The sequence below is a fragment of the Dyella sp. 01N36 genome, from assembly GCF_056399745.1.
Genome location: NZ_JBFTRY010000073.1, coordinates 1 through 17,064 on the forward strand (window position 1 = coordinate 1; position 17,064 = coordinate 17,064).

The following is a 17,064-nucleotide window of genomic DNA, read 5'->3' on the forward strand; positions in this document are numbered from 1 at the left end:
TCCACGAACTGGCCGATCATGCGGGTGCTGCCGGGGAAGTTCACGAAGCGCATGTTCTCGGTGCGGCCGGTGACTTCGTTGGCGCTCTTGCGGCTGACCTTTTCCACCAGCACGCGCTGCGCCGTGCCCACCATCGCCTCGTTGATCTGACGCGCGTTGTCGTTGAGCTTGGCCTGCAGGCGCGTGAGACGTGCATGCTTCTCTTCTGCCGGGGTGTCGTCGGCAAGATTCGCGGCCGGCGTGCCGGGGCGGGAGGAGAAGATGAAGGAGAAGCTCTGGTCGAAGCCGACGTCCTCGATCAACTTCATGGTCTTCTCAAAATCCTCGGCCGTCTCGCCAGGGAAGCCGACAATGAAGWCCGACGAGACGCAGATATCCGGACGCACCGCGCGCAGCTTGCGGATCTTCTGCTTGAATTCCAGCGCCGTGTAGCCGCGCTTCATCGCCGTGAGGATGCGATCCGAACCGGCCTGCACGGGCAGGTGCAGGAAGTTGCACAGCTGCGGCACGTTGGCATACGCCTCGATCAGCGAGTCGGAGAACTCCAGTGGATGCGAGGTGGTGAAGCGGATGCGACCGATGCCTTCGATCTGCGCGATGGCGTGGATCAGCACGGCGAGGTCCGCGATACCGCCGTCATGGGTGGGGCCGCGGTACGCGTTGACGTTCTGGCCGAGCAGGTTCACTTCGCGCACGCCTTGCCCGGCGAGCTGGGCCACTTCCACCAGCACATCGTCGAACGGACGGCTGATTTCTTCGCCGCGGGTGTAGGGCACCACGCAGTACGAGCAGTACTTGGAACAGCCTTCCATGATCGACACGAAGGCGGTCGGGCCTTCGGCGCGCGGTTCGGGCAGGCGGTCGAACTTCTCGATTTCCGGGAAGCTGATGTCCACCTGCGGCTTGCCGGTGGCGCGCTGCGCCTCGATCAACTCCGGCAGGCGATGCAGAGTCTGTGGGCCGAACACCAGATCCACGTAAGGCGCGCGCTTGATGATGTCCTGGCCTTCCTGCGAGGCCACGCAGCCGCCCACGCCGATCAGCACGGGTTTGCCGCCTTGCTTGTGTTCTTTCCAGCGCCCCAGCTGGCTGAAGACCTTTTCCTGGGCCTTTTCGCGGATCGAGCAGGTATTGATCAGGATGACGTCCGCCTCGGCTTCATCCTGGGTCAGCTCCAGCCCGTGCGAGGCCTTGAGCACGTCGGCCATCTTGGCCGAGTCGTACTCGTTCATCTGGCAGCCGTGGGTCTTGATAAAAAGCTTGCCGGTCATGGGCTTGGGTACCGTGGTTCAGGAGGCGGCGCGAGGGTTGCCGAACCGCGTAGTTTACGCGTCAAAAGGCCCTGCCGCCACTGGAACGGGCGAGGCGGATCAAGCACTTGCGCGCCCGTGGGGCGACTGGAAACGGGTACTGACGCACGAATCGGCCGCGCAGCGCTTGGCGTGGAGGGCGGCGCGGTAGCACACTGCCGCCAAACCCCGTGCTGGCTAGCCGCACGGGGAGAAGATGAGGAAGGGGGAGTGATGTCGCTGCTTGACCGTGATGAGGCCGCCGCCAAGGCTGGACGGCCCGAGGGGAGTCCGTGAGCGGGCTGCCCTTGTCGCGGCTGGGCGCGGCGGCCCCTCGGCGGATCCTCGCTGGCTGCGCCTTGCTTGCAGGGCTGTCGGTGCTTTCGCTGTCGGGACATGCGGGCTCGCTCTACCGCTGCACCGGTTCGGCAGGCGAAACCGTCTTCAGCAGCAGCACGGCGGGCTATCAGGGCTGCAGCCGCATTGCTGGCGCACCCGATCCGGTGCGCAAGAAGCCAGCAGCACCCGCGCCTTCGCTGGCGACGGTCAAGGGTTCGGTGGAAAGCTCCGCGGGCAAAGTGCCGGCGGTGCCTGCGCCGCAGCCGCCTTCAGTGGCCTGGGTCGAGGATTCGGTGGAAACCACGGCTCGCGTCGTAACGGCCAAAGCGGCGCCGACAGGAAAGCCGGGTCAGTGGAGTTATAGCGAAGCCAGCCCGGCACGCAGCGCCTCCACGCCCGACAAGCCCGTGGCCGCTGCAGATGCCGATGGCAGTCGCGTGCTGCGTGGTGCGGTCTATCGCGTCGTGCGCAAGGACGGCAGCGTGGAATACACCAACCTGCGGCCGGCGGGCGAGCAAGGTCACGCGGTGACGATGCTCTTCAGTTACATCGCCACCTGCGTGGCGTGCAATCTGCATTCGAATATTCGCTGGGATTCGGTGGCGCTAAATCTTGCGGCCTATAGCGACGTGATCGAGCTGGCCAGTCAGGAGTCCGGCGTCAACGAGGCCTTCCTGCGCGCCATCATCCATGCCGAAAGCGCGTTCAATCCGCGCGCGCTCTCGATCAAGGGCGCCCAGGGCCTGATGCAGCTGATGCCCGGCACGGCCAACGACATGGGTGTGCGCGATGCCTTCGATACCGCACAGAACATCCGCGGCGGCGCACGCTATCTGGGCCTGTTGCTGCGCACCTTCAACGGCAATGAGCGTCTGGCGGCGGCGGCATACAACGCCGGACCCGGCGCCGTGCAGCGCTATAACGGCGTGCCGCCGTATGCGGAAACGCAGGTCTATGTCGAACGCGTGGGCACGCTGCGCAAACGCTATGGCTTGGCCATCCATCCGGGCGGTGGTCGATCGCCGGTGGCTGCCGCGGGATTTTCAGCTATCCAGTGACGCCGTCGGCGTAGTKGGCGGACGCTGCGCAAGTATCACTTCGGTATGGAAGGGCGCGCCGTTGCGCAGCCCGGACACTTCCACCTTGCTGCCTGGCTTGAGCGCGGCCTCATGCCGGCGCAGGTCGGCGGGATCGACGATGTCTTCCGAGCCGATTCGCAAAAGAATGTCGTGTGGCTGGATGCCGGCCGTCGCCGCCGGTCCACCCGGATAGATATCGGTGACCTGCGCGCCGCGTGCCGCTGCCGGCAGGCCGCTGTCGGCGGCGACGGGGACAAAGGTGTAATCGGCGCCCATCCAGCCGCGCACGACGTGTCCGCTGTCGATGATCTGATCGAGCACGCGCTTGGCGCTCGCCACCGGTATCGCAAAGCTGATGCCTTCGGCGTTGGCCGCCTTGCCGATCAGCAGGGTATTGATGCCGACCAGCTCGCCCTCGGTGTTGACCAGGGCGCCGCCGGAGTTGCCCAGATTGATGGCTGCATCGGTCTGGATGAAATCTTCGGGACTCGAGCTGCTCAGCTGGCGGCCGATGGCGCTGACGATRCCCATGGTCACCGTTTGATTGAGGCCCAGTGGATTGCCGATGGCGAGCACGACGTCACCGGTGCGGGTGGGACGGTGGTCGGCGATATGGATCACCGGCAAGTTGCCGGCGTCGATCCGCAGCACCGCAAGATCGGTCTCCACATCGGCGCCCACCACCGTGGCCTTGGCGACGCGTCCGTCGTACAGCAGCACCTGGATGTCGTCGGCATTGGCGATCACGTGGTTGTTGGTCAGCACGTAGCCCTGCAGCACGATCACGCCCGAGCCCAGGCTCTGCTCGCGACGCTTGTACGCCGGGCCGGTAGGACGGCCGCCAAACAGCCGCTGCAGCACCGGGTCGGTATACATCTGCACGGCCTGCTCGGTGACCATCTTGTTGGCGTAGATGTTTACGACCGAAGGTGCCGCCTTGGCGACGGCGTCCGCGTAGGAGATCGGGCCGCCGGTGTGCGCAGGCGTCGATGAGGTACTGATCGACTCGGTGGTCGGCGTCGGCGTAACCCCGAAGCGTTCCCGCAGGCGATGGCCGACATCAGGCCAGGCGAGGCTGATGACGAACGCAGCCGCCAGCCCTAGCACCACGAAGCGGGCGATGAATGCGAGCGTGCCAGCGGCATGTTTCATGTCGTAATGCGTTTCACGGCAAGGCGTTAGAGAGGGGTGCGCGCATGTGTCGCAGGCGAGGCTATTTTATTGTACGAGTCATGCCCTGACGCTACACTAACGCGATTTTGCGGGAGCCTGAATCTACTGGCGCTTGCGAAGCGGGTCGTCCCGGGGTTTCCCGGTGCGCTTAGGTCCCGACAACGGAAGGCCTGTAGCTCTCGCTGCATGCTCATCGTGCTGGTGCCGCGCGTGCCTGCTGTTCTCTAAGGGGGAGTCTTAGGGGTTTTTCTCTGCACAGCAAGGTAGTCTCCTGCTGTCGGATTGATCGACGCGCTTGGCAAGCACCTGTGGAACATCTAAGTTCCGCGTCTCAATGGCATGTAAGTACCGGAGAGCCTGATGGCGAACGAAGTCGTCGATCACGGCCGCCGCCGCTTCCTCACAGCGACCACGGCAGTGGTTGGTGGTGTGGGAGTAGTTACGGCAGTCGTGCCCTTCATCAAGTCGTGGGAACCCAGTGCGCGGGCTAAATCCGCAGGTGCGCCGGTCACGATCGACATCAGCAAGATCGAAGAGGGCCAACGGGTAACCTACCCCTGGCGCGGTCTGCCGGTGTTTGTAGTCAACCGCACCAAGGCGCAGCTCGATGCGCTGCCCAGCCAGGATTCCCGCCTCGTCGACGCCAAGTCCGACAGCGGTTCGGCCGAGCAGCAGCCCAAGTACGCACAGAACGAAGCACGCTCCATCAAGCCCGAGTGGCTGGTGCTGGTGGGTCTGTGCACGCACCTGGGTTGCGTCCCCGACTTCGTGCCGGTGATGAAGCCCGAGCCCTTCGATCCGGACTGGAAGGGTGGCTTCTACTGCCCCTGCCACAAGTCACGCTATGACATGTCCGGTCGCGTCTACCAGGGCGTGCCCGCACCGAAGAACCTGCTGGTGCCGCCGTACCATTTCATGGACGACACGCACATCCAGATTGGCGTGGATCCGAAGGAGGCCGGCTGATGGCCAACGTATTCACGCGAGTCGGCGATTGGGTCAATGAGCGGGCACCTGGCTTGATGCCGGTCTACCGCAAGCACATGACCGAGTATTACGCGCCGAAGAATTTCAACTTCTGGTACTACTTCGGCGTGCTGGCGCTGCTGGTGTTCGTCAACCAGATCGTCACCGGCATCTTTCTCACCATGAACTACAAGACGAGTGCGGCGGAAGCCTTCAACTCGGTCGAGTACATCATGCGTGACGTGGAGTGGGGCTGGCTGATCCGCTACATGCACTCCACCGGCGCTTCGCTGTTCTTCGTGGTGGTGTTCCTCCACATGTTCCGCGGCCTGATGTACGGCTCGTACCAGAAGCCGCGCGAGCTGGTGTGGCTGCTGGGCATGCTGGTGTTCCTTTCGCTGATGGCCGAAGCCTTCATGGGCTACGTGCTGCCGTGGGGCAACATGTCGTTCTGGGGCGCCAAGGTGATCATCTCCCTGTTCGGCACGGTGCCCGTGATTGGCAGCAGCCTGGTCGAATGGATCATGGGTGACTACCTTCCGGCCGACGCCACGCTCAACCGCTTCTTCGCCCTGCATGTGATCGCGCTGCCGCTGGTGCTGCTGTTGCTGGTGGTACTGCACATTTTCGCTCTGCACGAAGTGGGTTCGAACAACCCCGATGGCGTCGACATCAAGCACGGCGCCAAGGGCAACCGCTGGGACCCGAACAAGCCGGCCGACGGCATCCCGTTCCATCCGTACTACACCGTGCACGACCTGGTGGCGGTGGGCTTCTTTGTGTTGATCGCGGCGTTCATCATCTTCTTTGCGCCGACCTTCGGTGGTTGGTTCCTGGAGCATGACAACTTCATTCCGGCGAACAACCTAGTCACCCCGACGCACATCAAGCCGTCGTGGTACTTCACCCCGTTCTACGCGATCCTGCGCATGATCCCGTCGTTCTTCGGCACGGCGTTCTGGGGTGTGCTTGGCATGTTCGGCGCGATCGCCCTGCTGTTCGTGCTGCCGTGGATCGATGCCGGCAAGGTGCGCTCCATCCGTTATCGCGGCACCGGTTTCAAGGTGGCCTTGATGACCTTCGCCGCGTCGTTCATCGGCCTGGCCCTGGTGGGTGCGGGCGTGGTCGGCGAGCTGACCACGGAGTGGGTGCCTGCGGACGCGACGTTCTGGGAGAACGCGTTCGGTCGCTTCATGACCGTCCTCTACTTCGGCTACTTCGTGTTCCTCTGGTGCTACACGCATCTCGGCTGGGAAAAGACCAAGCCGGTTCCGGAGCGGGTGGTGTTTGACCATGAATAAGCGGCAGCCCTCGATGAAGAAAATCATTTCCACGGTTGCGCTCACCGTTGGCTTGCTGGTCGGCACCAATGTCGCCATGGCGCAGGAAGAGGGCGGTCTGCCTTCGGCCGGCACCAACGTGCACGACCAGGCCTCGCTGCAGCGCGGCGCCAAGCTGTTCTTCAACTACTGCGTGGGTTGCCACTCGCTGAAGTACGTGCGCTATTCGCGCATCGCCGAAGACCTGGGCCTGTCCGAAGACGAGGTGATGAAGAACCTCAACTTCACCGGCGCCAAGTTCGGCGACCCGGTGATCTCGCACATGCCGGAGGATTCGGCCCAGCAGTTCTTCGGCAAGGCACCGCCGGATCTTTCGCTGGAAGTGCGCGCCAAGACCGCCGACTGGGTCTACGGCTACCTCAACTCCTTCTACCTCGATCCGACCCGTCCGGTGGGTTGGAACAACACGGTGTTCCCGAATGCTTCCATGCCGTTCCCGCTGTGGGAATTGCAGGGCATCCAGACGGCCGTGAAGAAGGAAGGCAGTGACGACGTGGAGAAGCTCGAGCTCTCCCAGCCGGGCAAGCTCACGCCGGCGCAGTACCAGCAGGCTTCCCGTGACCTGACCAACTTCCTGGAGTACGCCGCCGAACCGGCCGCCCTCCAGCGTCAGCGCTACGGCATCTGGGTGCTGCTGTTCCTGGCGGGCTTCACTTTCCTGGCATATCTGCTAAAGAAGGAGTACTGGAAGGACGTCCACTAAGACGTCACCTTCCGGAGCCTACGGTACGGCGGCCTGCGACCCATTGATGGGTGCCGGGGCCGCCGTACTTGGATAAGCCGATGGGGAGATCGCGCATGGTCCAAAGCGCTCGTTCGCGTACCGCACTCGCCCTTTACACCACCGCAGATGGCATCCAGTGCCACCGGACGCGTCTCGTGCTCGCCGCCAAAGGCGTGAGCTACGACAGGGTGATCGTCGACCCCGCCAAGCCGCCGGAAGACCTGCTCGACCTCAACCCCTACGGCACCACGCCGACCCTGGTTGATCGCGACCTGACCCTCTACAACACGGCGGTCGTCTGCGAATACCTGGACGAACGCTATCCCCACCCTCCGCTGATGCCGATCGACCCGTTATCCAGGGCGCGTCTGCGTCTGGCCAATGTGCGGATCGAGCTGGATTGGCTGCCCGAAGTGGACCTGATCAGGGCAGGCGGCCGTCCGACCGATGCGGCCCGCAAGCGGCTGCGGGAGCACTTGCTGTCAGCGCTGCCTCTGTTCAAGGCATCCCGGTTCTTCCTGAACCCGGAAATGAGCCTCACCGATTGCCTGGTGGCCCCGGTGGTCTGGCGCCTGCCCTGGCTGGGGGTGGACCTTGGACGGGAGGGCAAGCCCATCCTCGACTATGGCGAGCGCTTGTTCGCGAGCCAGGGCTACGCCCGCAGCATGACCCCCGAAGAGAAGGCCATGCGCCCCTGAGGTTCAGGCGGCAGGCCTTGATGGGCCTGCCTGGCCGCCCCGGCGGCGTTTGGGCGCGCTGGACGGCGCCACTGCGACAACTCGCCTCGGCTTCGCATTACACTGCCACGATCCACTTGGCGCGCCCTGGGCTTATCCCGTGAGGCGGCGCCCTCCATAGGTTTTTGCATGACCGACGACAAGCTCCCGCCGATGTCCTCCAATCGTCCTTACTTGCTGAGGGCGATCTACGACTGGATCACCGACAATAATCTGACCCCTTATGTCCTGGTCGATGCCGGGCGGGAAGGGGTGCGGGTGCCTCCGCAGGTCATCAAGAACGGACAGGTCGTGTTGAACCTGGCCATGCGTGCCGTGGCCAGCCTGGACCTGGGCAACGACTGGATCAGCTTTCAGGCGCGCTTCTCCGGCGTCAGCCACAACATCCATATTCCGATTCAGGCCGTGCTGGCGCTGTACGCGCAGGAAAACGGGCAGGGCATGATGTTCCCGGCTGAAGAAGGTGGCGATCAGCCGCCGCCGTCCTCGCCCGATCCCGACGACACCCCGCCGACGCCCGAGGGCGAGGCAGGCGAGAAGCCCAAGCGCAGCGCGCCGTTCCTGCGAGTGGTGAAGTAAACCGCGTTGCCGTCGCGCCGGCTGGTCCGGCGCGATCGGGCCATCAAGGCCTCAGTGCAGCTGGTTGTCTTTGCGTAGCCGTGGGCGCAGCGGCACCACGTTGTCGTGCGCCGGCGGCGGCACATGTTCGGAAAGCAGGCCGGGCAGATGACTCTGGATGGTCGGCAGGCTGACGCCGCTCAACGTATGGCCGATCAGCCACAGCTTGCCGGGTTCGCGGTCGTTGCCGTCAATGCTCACTTCAAAGGTGTAGCAACGCTCAAGCATCAGCTGGCCGTGCTGGCGCAGCAGGCGCGCGCCGCGCAGGCCCACGCTTTCATCGAGCAACTGCAGGCCATGCTGGCGACATTGCTGGCGGGCTTCCTGCGTGGCCTGTTCGCGGCCGCGGGCGAGCTTGAGCCACAAGCCGATGATGGCCAGCAGCAGGACTAACAGGATCAGGTCGGAAAGCTCACTCATGTGGCGAGAGTGTAGGCGTCGCGCGTGGCTTGCAAGGGGCGCGGTGTGAAAGTCGCCTGCTGCTCGTCATTCCGGCGCAGGCCGCCATGACTGGCGAAGGGCGCGCTTGGGCGCGACTCAGTCGAGCTTCAAGCGCAGCGACAAATCCACCGCCCGCACATGCTTGGTCAGCGCACCTACCGAGATGAAATCCACGCCGGTGCTCGCGTACTCGCCAATGGTCGACAGATCCACGTTGCCGGAAATCTCCAGCTCTGCACGGCCCTTGGCCAGGGTCACGGCTTCGCGCATCAGCGGCAGGGTGAAGTTGTCCAGCATGATGCGATCGGCGCCGGCGTCCAGGGCCTGCTGCAGTTCGTCGAGATTTTCCACTTCGATTTCCAGCAACAGCCTGGGATGCAGTCGACGCGCCGCTTCGGCGGCGGCCTTGATGCTGCCCGCAGCGATGATGTGGTTTTCCTTGACCAGGATGGCGTCATACAAACCCACCCGATGGTTGTGCCCGCCGCCGCAGCGCACCGCGTACTTCTGCGCCAATCGAAGACCGGGAACCGTCTTGCGCGTATCCAGCACGCGCACGCCAGTACCCGCCACGGCGGCGACGTGCGCGGCGGTCGAGGTGGCGGTGCCAGATAGCAGCTGCAGGAAATTCAGGGCCGAACGCTCAGCCGTGACCAGGGCACGCGCGTTGCCACGCAGGCGGCAGATCACCGAGCCCGCGGCGACGCGGTCGCCATCGCGCACGGTCCATTCGATCTGCACCTGCGGATCGAGCTGGCGGAAACAGGCGTTGAACCAGTCGGTGCCGGCCATCACCGCGTCTTCGCGGCAGGTCAGCGCAGCGCTCGCGGTGGCGTCTGCAGGCAGCAGCCCGGCGGTGGCGTCACCCGTGCCGATATCTTCGGCGAACGCGCGTTCGACATCCGCCTGGATCAGGTCGGACGACGGTGGAACAAGTTGTACTGAAGTCATTCGGTCGGTGCTTGGGACGTGGCCGGTTGGCTGAGGCGACCGACGATGGCATCCAGCGCGCGGTCGAACAGAGCGGTGGATTCAAGCACGCGCGCCGTGCCGCTGGCGAGTGCCTGGGCCAGTTCGTGCGGCGAGTAATCGGCCACCTTGAGACCGCGGCGGTTCACGAACAGGTAGCGGCCGCTCATCGGGCTGATCCACGAGAGCTTGGCGCGCTCGATGGTGTCCGGACCCGTCACGAACTCCAGCCAGGTGCCGGGCTTGAGCTCGGAGACCAACAGCATCTCCGGCGTGTCGAGCACCGGCTCCTGCACGGGTTCGGTGCGGTCAAGTTCCGCTTCGGACTCGGCGATCGGCTGGATGCTTTCGGGGATGGGCAGGGTGGTGGATTCCTCCACCGCATGCACCTCGGCCTCCGGCACGGCTTCGCCGAGTTGGTGGCGGTAATAGGTGTGCAGCTGGGCCAGCAGGCGATCGATGTCGCTTTCCTGGAACGCCACGTTGCCCAGGCCGCGGCGCAGGGCGCGCTCGATGCCCGGCAGCATCTGGCGCAGCGCGCGGCGCTCGTCGAGCGTGCGGGCCGGCTTGGTGCTGTCGATGAAGTCGTTGGCAAAACGCAGCGCGTCGCGGAACTCGCTCGATTCCTCGCCCTGGCGGAGAATGGTGAGCACCAGGTAGTTCGCCCAGGCGCGCGACAGGATGCCGTGGATCAGCGGCGGAAGGTTATGGCCTTCTATACGGCTGAGGATCTCGCGGGCGGCACGGCGGCGTGCCTGCTCGAGCTTCTCGCGGCCACGGGTGGACTCGGCCACGCGCTGCTCGGCCAGTTCGGCACGGCGGCGGCTGATGTCCTGGAATTCCTGCAGCTCGGCGCACAGGCGCTCGAAGATGGTCATGTCATCGTCGAAGTCCTGCAGCAGGCGGTCGACGATGGATTTGATCTTGTCGTGCAGGCGGTGGTCGCGATCGGATTCCGCCGACCAGCCCTTGGCGGCGTCGGCCAGGTTGTCGAGCAGCCGGCGTGCCGGATGCTGGCGATGCGCGAACAGCTTGCGGTCGAGGATGGCGGCCTTCAGATACGGAATCTGCAGGCGCGCCAGCAATACCTGCATCTCGGTCGGCAGGTTGCGGTCTTCGAGGATGAACTCGAACAGCATGCCGACCAGATCAATGGTGTCCTCGTCGATGGTCGACACCTGGCTCGGCTTTTCGCCGCGCAGGGAGCCGATCTGGGCGAGCAGGTGTTCCTTCAGCTGTTGCACTTCGCCAGCCAGCTCCACCGCGTTGCTGGTGCTCAGTGGCATGTGCTGGTTGATGGCGGCCTGGCTCTGCAGCACGCTCAACGCACCGATCAGCTCGTTGGCGCTGGGCATCTGCATGGCGCCGGCAGACATCGGCATGGCGCCCGCAACAGGCGCCGGACGGCGTGCACTGAACAGCGTGCGCAGCGTCTGGATCAATTCGTTGGAGGCGTTGCCCGTCTCGTCTTCGCCGAGGAAGGTGCCTTCGGTCTGTTCTGCAGCGACCGCATTGCCCGCGGGTGCGGCCGTACCGGCTGCGCGGGCAGCGCCGCCAGCACGCGGGATCTCGTGGCGCAGCTGCGGCAGCACGCCGGCACGCACCAGTTCGGCGTTGATCTCCTGGTACAGCTCATCCAGCGAGGCCAGCACGTAAMGGTCGAACAGCTTGTAGATGATCAGCTTGACGCGCATCTCGGCGCTGAGCTCGCGCATCGCCTGGCGGAACGCCTGCGACAGTGCGGCCGGCCCCACCGGATTGGTGGCGTCGTCGATCTTGATGCCGCCATAGATGACGGACAGGCGCTGGTTCACGGCGAACAGATCGCGCGTCAGGCGCGTTTCGTTCTTGCCGATCATGCTGGTGATGGCCAGCGATTCTTCCAGTTCGTTGTCTGCCACCAGCGACAGTTCGACCGACCCCACCGGCAACGACACGCCATTGCTGTTGCCGGCGTTGTTGCGATAACTCGAGGCGAAATCGGTCAGCTCGCGCGAGATCTGCGCCAGGAAACTGCGCTCCACCATCGGACGGCGCTTGCGCACTTCGCGCATGCCGTCGAAGTAGTGCATCTGGGCGGCGTTGTTCTCAGCTTTTTCGGCCAGATCGAACAGCGCATCGTCGACATGCTCGAACATGCCGTTGATCAAGATCTGCAGGCGGCGGCCCGCAATGTCCCGGACGGTGTTCAAGAGGGCGCCTCCGCGCTCGCTGGACGGGTCCAGGCGCTGGGTCAGGCTGACGATATTGGATGATTCACTGGCGTCTTTCATCGCCTTTCACCCCCTGAAAGTGATGCCGACGTGCTCACAGCCACATACGACAATACGCCAGCCTACGATAAGGGATGTCATGGGCCGCTGTCATTCGCCGTATCGATATATGTCGACACGTTCACAAGAAGCGGGTTCTTGCGGACATCCGGCCCAAAGTGGCCCTCAGGCGGCCGCTGGAAAGTCAGTGAGCTGCAAGGTACCGATGCCTTCCTCGGGGAGCATGACGGGGATGCCGTCCTCGACCCGGTAGATGACCTTGCGGTCCGTGGTGATCAGCCCTTCGGTCACTGGGGCGCTCACGGCGGCGCCAGCCACGTTCTGGACCTGGCTGGCCCCGATGGCCTTGTTCAGGGCATCCAGCTCCTGGCGCTGGAGCGGGCGGACGGGAACCTTGCTGACTGGGCAGCAGAGGATGTCGAGTAGGCGTTTGTCCATGGGGAGTGGGTCGTGCCGAGACGCGGAAAGTCCGTACAATAACCCTTTTGGATGGCTTGGGTCATGACCTCGACTTCCCTCCCGCCGCGCGTGGGCGTTGTAATGGGCTCCCGTTCGGACTGGGAAACCATGGAGCATGCCTCCAGCGTGCTGGCCGAGCTCGGCGTGGCGCACGAGGTGCGCGTGGTATCGGCGCACCRTACGCCGGACCTGTTGTTCCAGTACGCCGAAGAAGCTGTCGGTCGCGGCATCCAGGTCATCGTGGCCGGCGCCGGCGGCGCCGCCCATCTGCCGGGCATGCTGGCAGCCAAGACGCGGCTTCCGGTGTTCGGCGTACCAGTGCAGTCCAAGGCGCTCAATGGCATGGATTCGTTGCTGTCGATCGCGCAGATGCCGGCAGGCATCCCGGTCGGCACGCTGGCCATCGGCCGCGCCGGTGCCGTGAACGCCGGCATCCTGGCAGCCTCGGTGCTGGCACTGCACGACCCCGCCATCGCCGCCGCGCTCGACAGCTACCGTTCCCGCCAGACGCAGACCGTGCTGGACAACCCGGATCCGCGCTCGTGACCGCTCGACGCCAACCGGTGCTGGGCATCCTGGGCGGCGGCCAGCTCGCCCGCATGCTGGCGCTGGCCGCTGCGCCGCTGGGCGTGAAGACCCTCGTGGTCGACAGCGCCGTCGACGCCTGCGCCGGGCAGATTGCCCCACTGGTGGTGGCCGACTGGACCGACTACGACGCGCTGGAGCACTTCGCCCGCGAAGTCGACGTGGTCACTTTCGACTTTGAAAATGTGCCGGCCGAAACCGCGCACTGGCTCGCCAACCGCGTCGACGTGTTTCCCGCGCCGCGCGCGCTGGCCGTGGCGCAGGATCGCCTGGCCGAAAAAACCTTGTTCCTCGAATGCGGTCTGCAGACGCCCGAGTTCAAGGCGGTCGACACGCGCGAGGACCTCGAGCGCGCGCTGGCGACCGTCGCCGCGCCGGCGATCCTCAAGACGCGCCGCCTGGGTTATGACGGCAAGGGACAGTTCCGCATCAAGACCTTGGCCGATGCCGATGCCGCCTGGGCGGCGCTTGGTGCGCAGGCCCAGGCGCATGGTCTGATCCTCGAGGCCTTCGTGCCGTTCGACCGCGAGTTGTCGGTGATCGCCGTGCGTGGTCGCGACGGCGACTTCCGCACCTGGCCGCTGACGCAGAACTGGCATACCGATGGCGTGCTGTCGCTCAGCCTAGCGCCGGCGTCCGACATTGCCGCCTTGCAGGCACGTGCTACCGGCCTGGCCCGCACGCTGGCAGAGAAGCTCGATTACGTCGGTGTGTTTGCGCTCGAACTGTTCGTGAAAAACGGCGAGTTGCTCGGCAACGAAATGGCGCCGCGTGTGCACAACTCCGGTCACTGGACCATCGAGGGTGCGCTCACCAGCCAATTCGAAAATCACGTGCGCGCCGTGCTCGGCCTGCCGCTGGGCGATACCTCGGCGCGGGGCCTCTCGGCCATGTTCAACTGGATCGGCGAGCTGCCCGATGCCGCACCGGTGCTTCAAGCCATCGACGCGCACTGGCACGACTACGGCAAGCAGCCGCGTGTCGGTCGCAAGGTGGGGCATGCCACGGTGTGCGCGCCTGATGCCGCGCAGCTGATCGAGCGCCTGACTGGCATCGCCCATGCGCTGGGTCGTGATCCGCAGGCGCAGCCGGCGGTCGACAAATTGCTGGAGCGTAAATAACGACGACATTGTGGGAGCKCACCCTGTGCGCGACGACCGTGCGTCAAGGTATCGGCGAGGCGCCTGTCGCGCACAGGGTGCGCTCCCACAGGACAGATCGCGCAAAAAAAACGGGGCCGCGAGGCCCCGTTTTTCGTGACTGCATCCAGCGAGAAATCAGGCCAGATTCTTGGCTGCAAATTCCCAGTTCRCCASATTCCAGAAYGCCTCGASGTACTTCGGACGGGCRTTGCGGTAGTCGATGTAGTAMGCGTGTTCCCACACGTCGCAGGTCAGCAGCGGCTTGTCGCTGCCGGTGATCGGGGTGGCTGCGTTGGACGTGTTGACGATGCCCAGCGAACCATCCGGACGCTGCACCAGCCAGGTCCAGCCCGAACCGAAGTTGCCCACGGCCGACTTGGTGAACTCTTCCTTGAACTTGTCGAACGAACCGAACGCCTTGTTGATGGCGTCGGCCAGCTTGCCGGTCGGCTCATTGCCGCCCTTGGGGCTCAACGAGTTCCAATAGAAGGTGTGGTTCCAGACCTGGGCAGAGTTGTTGAASAYGCCGCCGGAMGACTTCTTGAYGATSTCYTCRAGCGYSGMGTTYTCGAACTCGGTGCCCTTGATCAGGTTGTTSAGGTTGGTSACGTAGGCCTGATGATGCTTGCCATAGTGATACTCGAGCGTTTCCGCGGAAATGTGCGGCTCAAGTGCGTTCTTTTCGTAGGGCAAGGGGGGGAGTTCGATCGCCATGTTGTGGCTCCTGGGCGTTGGCTGAGGAAAGGGGTCGGGCAGGATTGGCCGAGGACCGGCGACCCGCGCACGACTGATACACTATCGATCTCATTGCATTGTAACGATGAACGACTCGACTTATGGACGTTAACGAGCGAATCAAGGCGGTACTGGCCGAACATGCCATCGTGCTCTTCATGAAGGGCACGCCGCAGTTCCCCATGTGCGGCTTCTCCAGCCGCGCCGTGGAGGCGTTGAAGGCGGCGGGCGCGCAGTTTCATGCCGTCAACGTGCTGGCCGACCCGGAAGTCCGCGCGGCGTTGCCGCATTACGCGAACTGGCCGACCTTCCCGCAGCTCTTCATCCAGGGCGAGCTGATCGGCGGATGCGACATCATCGAAGACCTCAACGCGGCGGGTGAACTCGCGCGCATGGCGGCGGATGTGGCGGGGGCCGGTTCCTGATGGCGCTTCCCCTGGTTCGTCTGCCGGAAGGCTGGGTTGCGGCGCCTGGTTCCTTGGCCGGTCGTGTCGTACTGGTCACCGGTGCCTATGGCGGCCTGGGCTCGGCGGTCGCGCGTGCGGCTTCGCGTGCCGGCGCCACGGTGGTGATCACGGGTCGCCGCAAGCGCCAGCTGGAACAACTTTACGATGCGATGATCGGCGAGGGCTTGCCCGAGCCGGTGATCCATCCGCTCGATATGGAAGTGGCCACGCCGCGTGACTATGAAGCGCTGGCCGATGGCCTCGAACGCGATTTCGGTCGCCTCGACGGCATCGTGCATGCCGCCGCCAGCTTCAAGGAGCTGACGCCGCTGGCGGTGCATAAGCCCGACGACTGGCTGCGTGCGATGCACGTCAATGTGTCGGCGCCGTTTGCCTTGACCCAGGCCTGCATGTCGCTGCTGTCGCGCGCACCCGATAGCGCGGTGGTGTTCGTGCTGGACAATCCCGAGCTCGTGCAGCGTGCGCACTGGGGCGCTTATGGTGTATCGAAGGCGGCGCTGGAGCGACTGGTGGAAATCCTGCATCAGGAAACCGAACAGTCGCCACTGCGTGCGCACGCCTTGTTGCCGGCGCCGATGCGAACCACGCTTCGACGCGCGGCGTATTTCGGCGAAGACACGATGATCCATCCGCTGCCGGATGCGGCCGCGCAGGCAGCCATCTATCTGTTGGGCGAGCAGGGCAAGGGCGCGCGCGGCGCAGCTCTCGATTTGCGTGAATCGGCATGAGCATGACGCAGGAGCTCCGCTGAGATGGAAACGCAGATGACCACGCTGGCGGCGGGAATCCTGCTGTTCCTGATCATGGATCCGCTCGGCAACATCCCGATCTTCCTGAGCCTGCTCAAGGACGTGGCGCCCAAGCGGCGCCGCAAGGTGATGATCCGCGAGCTGCTGATCGCGCTGGGCGTGTTGCTGGGTTTCCTGATCGGCGGCCAGCACATCCTCAAGCTGCTGCAGTTGCGCCAGGAATCGATCAGCATCGCTGGCGGYATCGTGCTGTTCCTGATCGGCATCCGCATGGTGTTCCCACCCGCCGATGGCGGCGGCATCTTCGGCAAGCAGGGCGAGGGCGAGCCCTTCATCGTGCCCATGGCCATTCCCGGCGTGGCCGGGCCGTCCGCGATGGCAGCTCTGTTACTGCTTACCAATACCCAGCCCGGTCGTACGGCGGATTGGGCCATCGCCTTGCTGGGCGCGTGGCTGGCGACTTCGGTGATCCTGTTGTGCTCGACTTATTTGTTCCGCTGGCTGGGCGAGAGCGTGCTCACGGCGCTTGAGCGGGTGATGGGCATGCTGCTGATTGCGCTGTCAGTGCAGATGTTCATGGGCGGCGTCGCCGCATATCTGCATCTGGTCGTTTGAAACGACGCAAAAGTCGCACACGTGATCTTTCGGACCCATCCGCATAACCTTGCTGTCATAATCCGCTACCAGCATTTGGGGTAATTCCCAGGAGGCGGTCATGCTCAAAGTTGAACAGACCCTCACCGAACGTCTGCCATGGTTGGCGCAACACCCCCTGATCCGCCGGCCGGTGGCCGGCATGCTGGGCCGCCTGGCCGATGAGGAAGGGTTCAACCGCACCCTGGTAGCCGCAGGCGAGGCCGAAGGTTTCGACTTTGTCGAGCGCACGCTGGACGTGCTTGGCGTCAGCTACTTCGTCAACCCGCGCGAGCGGGAGAACATTCCGGTCGAAGGCGGCGTGCTGATCGTCGCCAACCATCCC

Annotated in this window: 19 protein-coding genes; 12 read left to right on the forward strand and 7 right to left on the reverse strand. The window is 64.5% G+C overall.

What is annotated here, in order from left to right:
- A partial coding sequence (miaB, locus tag AC1DMG_RS12770; protein ID WP_477180584.1) for a tRNA (N6-isopentenyl adenosine(37)-C2)-methylthiotransferase MiaB occupies nucleotides 1-1,271 on the reverse strand: 1,271 nt, incomplete at its 3' end.
- A 311-nt stretch (nucleotides 1,272-1,582) separates the two neighbouring features.
- On the opposite strand from miaB, the gene AC1DMG_RS12775 reads away from it, so the two are divergent.
- Complete coding sequence (locus AC1DMG_RS12775; RefSeq protein ID WP_477177983.1) at nucleotides 1,583-2,686, forward strand: lytic transglycosylase domain-containing protein; 1,104 nt, start codon at nucleotides 1,583-1,585, stop codon at nucleotides 2,684-2,686.
- Here the strand turns inward: AC1DMG_RS12775 and AC1DMG_RS12780 are convergent.
- A complete protein-coding gene (locus AC1DMG_RS12780; RefSeq protein WP_477177984.1) occupies nucleotides 2,672-3,859 on the reverse strand; it encodes a S1C family serine protease in 1,188 nt (395 codons plus the stop codon). The genes AC1DMG_RS12775 and AC1DMG_RS12780 overlap by 15 nt on opposite strands.
- A 381-nt stretch (nucleotides 3,860-4,240) precedes the next feature.
- Between AC1DMG_RS12780 and petA the strand changes: the two genes are divergently transcribed.
- The 5 genes from petA to AC1DMG_RS12805 all read left to right on the forward strand — a co-directional run bounded on the left by petA (nucleotide 4,241) and on the right by AC1DMG_RS12805 (nucleotide 8,226).
- Complete coding sequence (petA, locus tag AC1DMG_RS12785; RefSeq protein ID WP_121878244.1) at nucleotides 4,241-4,846, forward strand: ubiquinol-cytochrome c reductase iron-sulfur subunit; 606 nt, start codon at nucleotides 4,241-4,243, stop codon at nucleotides 4,844-4,846.
- Nucleotides 4,846-6,147 carry a cytochrome b gene (locus AC1DMG_RS12790; RefSeq protein WP_441602575.1) on the forward strand — a complete coding sequence of 434 codons (1,302 nt, stop codon included), beginning with the start codon at nucleotides 4,846-4,848 and terminating at the stop codon, nucleotides 6,145-6,147. Before petA ends, AC1DMG_RS12790 begins: the two co-directional genes overlap by 1 nt.
- Before the next feature lie 13 nt (nucleotides 6,148-6,160).
- Nucleotides 6,161-6,889, forward strand: a complete 729-nt coding sequence (locus AC1DMG_RS12795; RefSeq protein ID WP_441602695.1) for a cytochrome c1 — start codon at nucleotides 6,161-6,163, stop codon at nucleotides 6,887-6,889.
- Nucleotides 6,890-6,984: 95 nt separating this feature from the next.
- Nucleotides 6,985-7,608 carry a glutathione S-transferase N-terminal domain-containing protein gene (locus AC1DMG_RS12800; protein ID WP_477177985.1) on the forward strand — a complete coding sequence of 208 codons (624 nt, stop codon included), beginning with the start codon at nucleotides 6,985-6,987 and terminating at the stop codon, nucleotides 7,606-7,608.
- A 168-nt stretch (nucleotides 7,609-7,776) separates the two neighbouring features.
- Entirely contained in the window at nucleotides 7,777-8,226 is a 450-nt protein-coding gene (locus AC1DMG_RS12805; protein ID WP_441602577.1) for a ClpXP protease specificity-enhancing factor, read from the forward strand.
- Nucleotides 8,227-8,277: 51 nt separating this feature from the next.
- Here the strand turns inward: AC1DMG_RS12805 and AC1DMG_RS12810 are convergent, their stop codons facing one another.
- The 4 genes from AC1DMG_RS12810 to AC1DMG_RS12825 all read right to left on the reverse strand — a co-directional run bounded on the left by AC1DMG_RS12810 (nucleotide 8,278) and on the right by AC1DMG_RS12825 (nucleotide 12,386).
- Complete coding sequence (locus tag AC1DMG_RS12810; protein WP_441602578.1) at nucleotides 8,278-8,685, reverse strand: DUF3301 domain-containing protein; 408 nt, start codon at nucleotides 8,683-8,685, stop codon at nucleotides 8,278-8,280.
- A gap of 117 nt (nucleotides 8,686-8,802) precedes the next feature.
- Complete coding sequence (nadC, locus tag AC1DMG_RS12815; RefSeq protein ID WP_477177987.1) at nucleotides 8,803-9,657, reverse strand: carboxylating nicotinate-nucleotide diphosphorylase; 855 nt, start codon at nucleotides 9,655-9,657, stop codon at nucleotides 8,803-8,805.
- Nucleotides 9,654-11,948, reverse strand: a complete 2,295-nt coding sequence (locus AC1DMG_RS12820; protein WP_477180585.1) for a DUF1631 domain-containing protein — start codon at nucleotides 11,946-11,948, stop codon at nucleotides 9,654-9,656. Before AC1DMG_RS12820 ends, nadC begins: the two co-directional genes overlap by 4 nt.
- 165 nt (nucleotides 11,949-12,113) lie before the next feature.
- Nucleotides 12,114-12,386 (reverse strand): Trm112 family protein, encoded by a 273-nt coding sequence (locus tag AC1DMG_RS12825; protein WP_441602581.1) that lies wholly within the window; start codon nucleotides 12,384-12,386, stop codon nucleotides 12,114-12,116.
- A gap of 63 nt (nucleotides 12,387-12,449) precedes the next feature.
- Between AC1DMG_RS12825 and purE the strand changes: the two genes are divergently transcribed.
- Nucleotides 12,450-12,953, forward strand: a complete 504-nt coding sequence (gene purE / locus AC1DMG_RS12830) for a 5-(carboxyamino)imidazole ribonucleotide mutase (RefSeq protein ID WP_477180586.1) — start codon at nucleotides 12,450-12,452, stop codon at nucleotides 12,951-12,953.
- Complete coding sequence (locus AC1DMG_RS12835) at nucleotides 12,950-14,113, forward strand: 5-(carboxyamino)imidazole ribonucleotide synthase (RefSeq protein ID WP_477177988.1); 1,164 nt, start codon at nucleotides 12,950-12,952, stop codon at nucleotides 14,111-14,113. The genes purE and AC1DMG_RS12835 overlap by 4 nt, the downstream gene beginning before the upstream one ends.
- Nucleotides 14,114-14,269: 156 nt before the next feature.
- Here AC1DMG_RS12835 and AC1DMG_RS12840 read toward each other — a convergent pair whose 3' ends face one another.
- Nucleotides 14,270-14,848, reverse strand: a complete 579-nt coding sequence (locus AC1DMG_RS12840; protein WP_477180587.1) for a superoxide dismutase — start codon at nucleotides 14,846-14,848, stop codon at nucleotides 14,270-14,272.
- A 122-nt stretch (nucleotides 14,849-14,970) separates the two neighbouring features.
- Here AC1DMG_RS12840 and grxD point away from each other — a divergent pair, with 122 nt between their 5' ends.
- From grxD to AC1DMG_RS12860, 4 genes are all read left to right on the forward strand, one after another.
- Nucleotides 14,971-15,294 carry a Grx4 family monothiol glutaredoxin gene (gene grxD, locus AC1DMG_RS12845; protein ID WP_441602583.1) on the forward strand — a complete coding sequence of 108 codons (324 nt, stop codon included), beginning with the start codon at nucleotides 14,971-14,973 and terminating at the stop codon, nucleotides 15,292-15,294.
- A complete protein-coding gene (locus AC1DMG_RS12850) occupies nucleotides 15,294-16,064 on the forward strand; it encodes an SDR family NAD(P)-dependent oxidoreductase (RefSeq protein ID WP_477175401.1) in 771 nt (256 codons plus the stop codon). The genes grxD and AC1DMG_RS12850 overlap by 1 nt, the downstream gene beginning before the upstream one ends.
- A 36-nt stretch (nucleotides 16,065-16,100) precedes the next feature.
- The gene (locus AC1DMG_RS12855; RefSeq protein ID WP_121881759.1) at nucleotides 16,101-16,700 is read left to right on the forward strand and encodes a YhgN family NAAT transporter; all 600 of its coding nucleotides are present in this window, start codon (nucleotides 16,101-16,103) and stop codon (nucleotides 16,698-16,700) included.
- A 100-nt stretch (nucleotides 16,701-16,800) separates the two neighbouring features.
- Nucleotides 16,801-17,064 (forward strand): GNAT family N-acetyltransferase (locus AC1DMG_RS12860; RefSeq protein WP_477180588.1); only part of this gene is annotated, 264 nt, incomplete at its 3' end.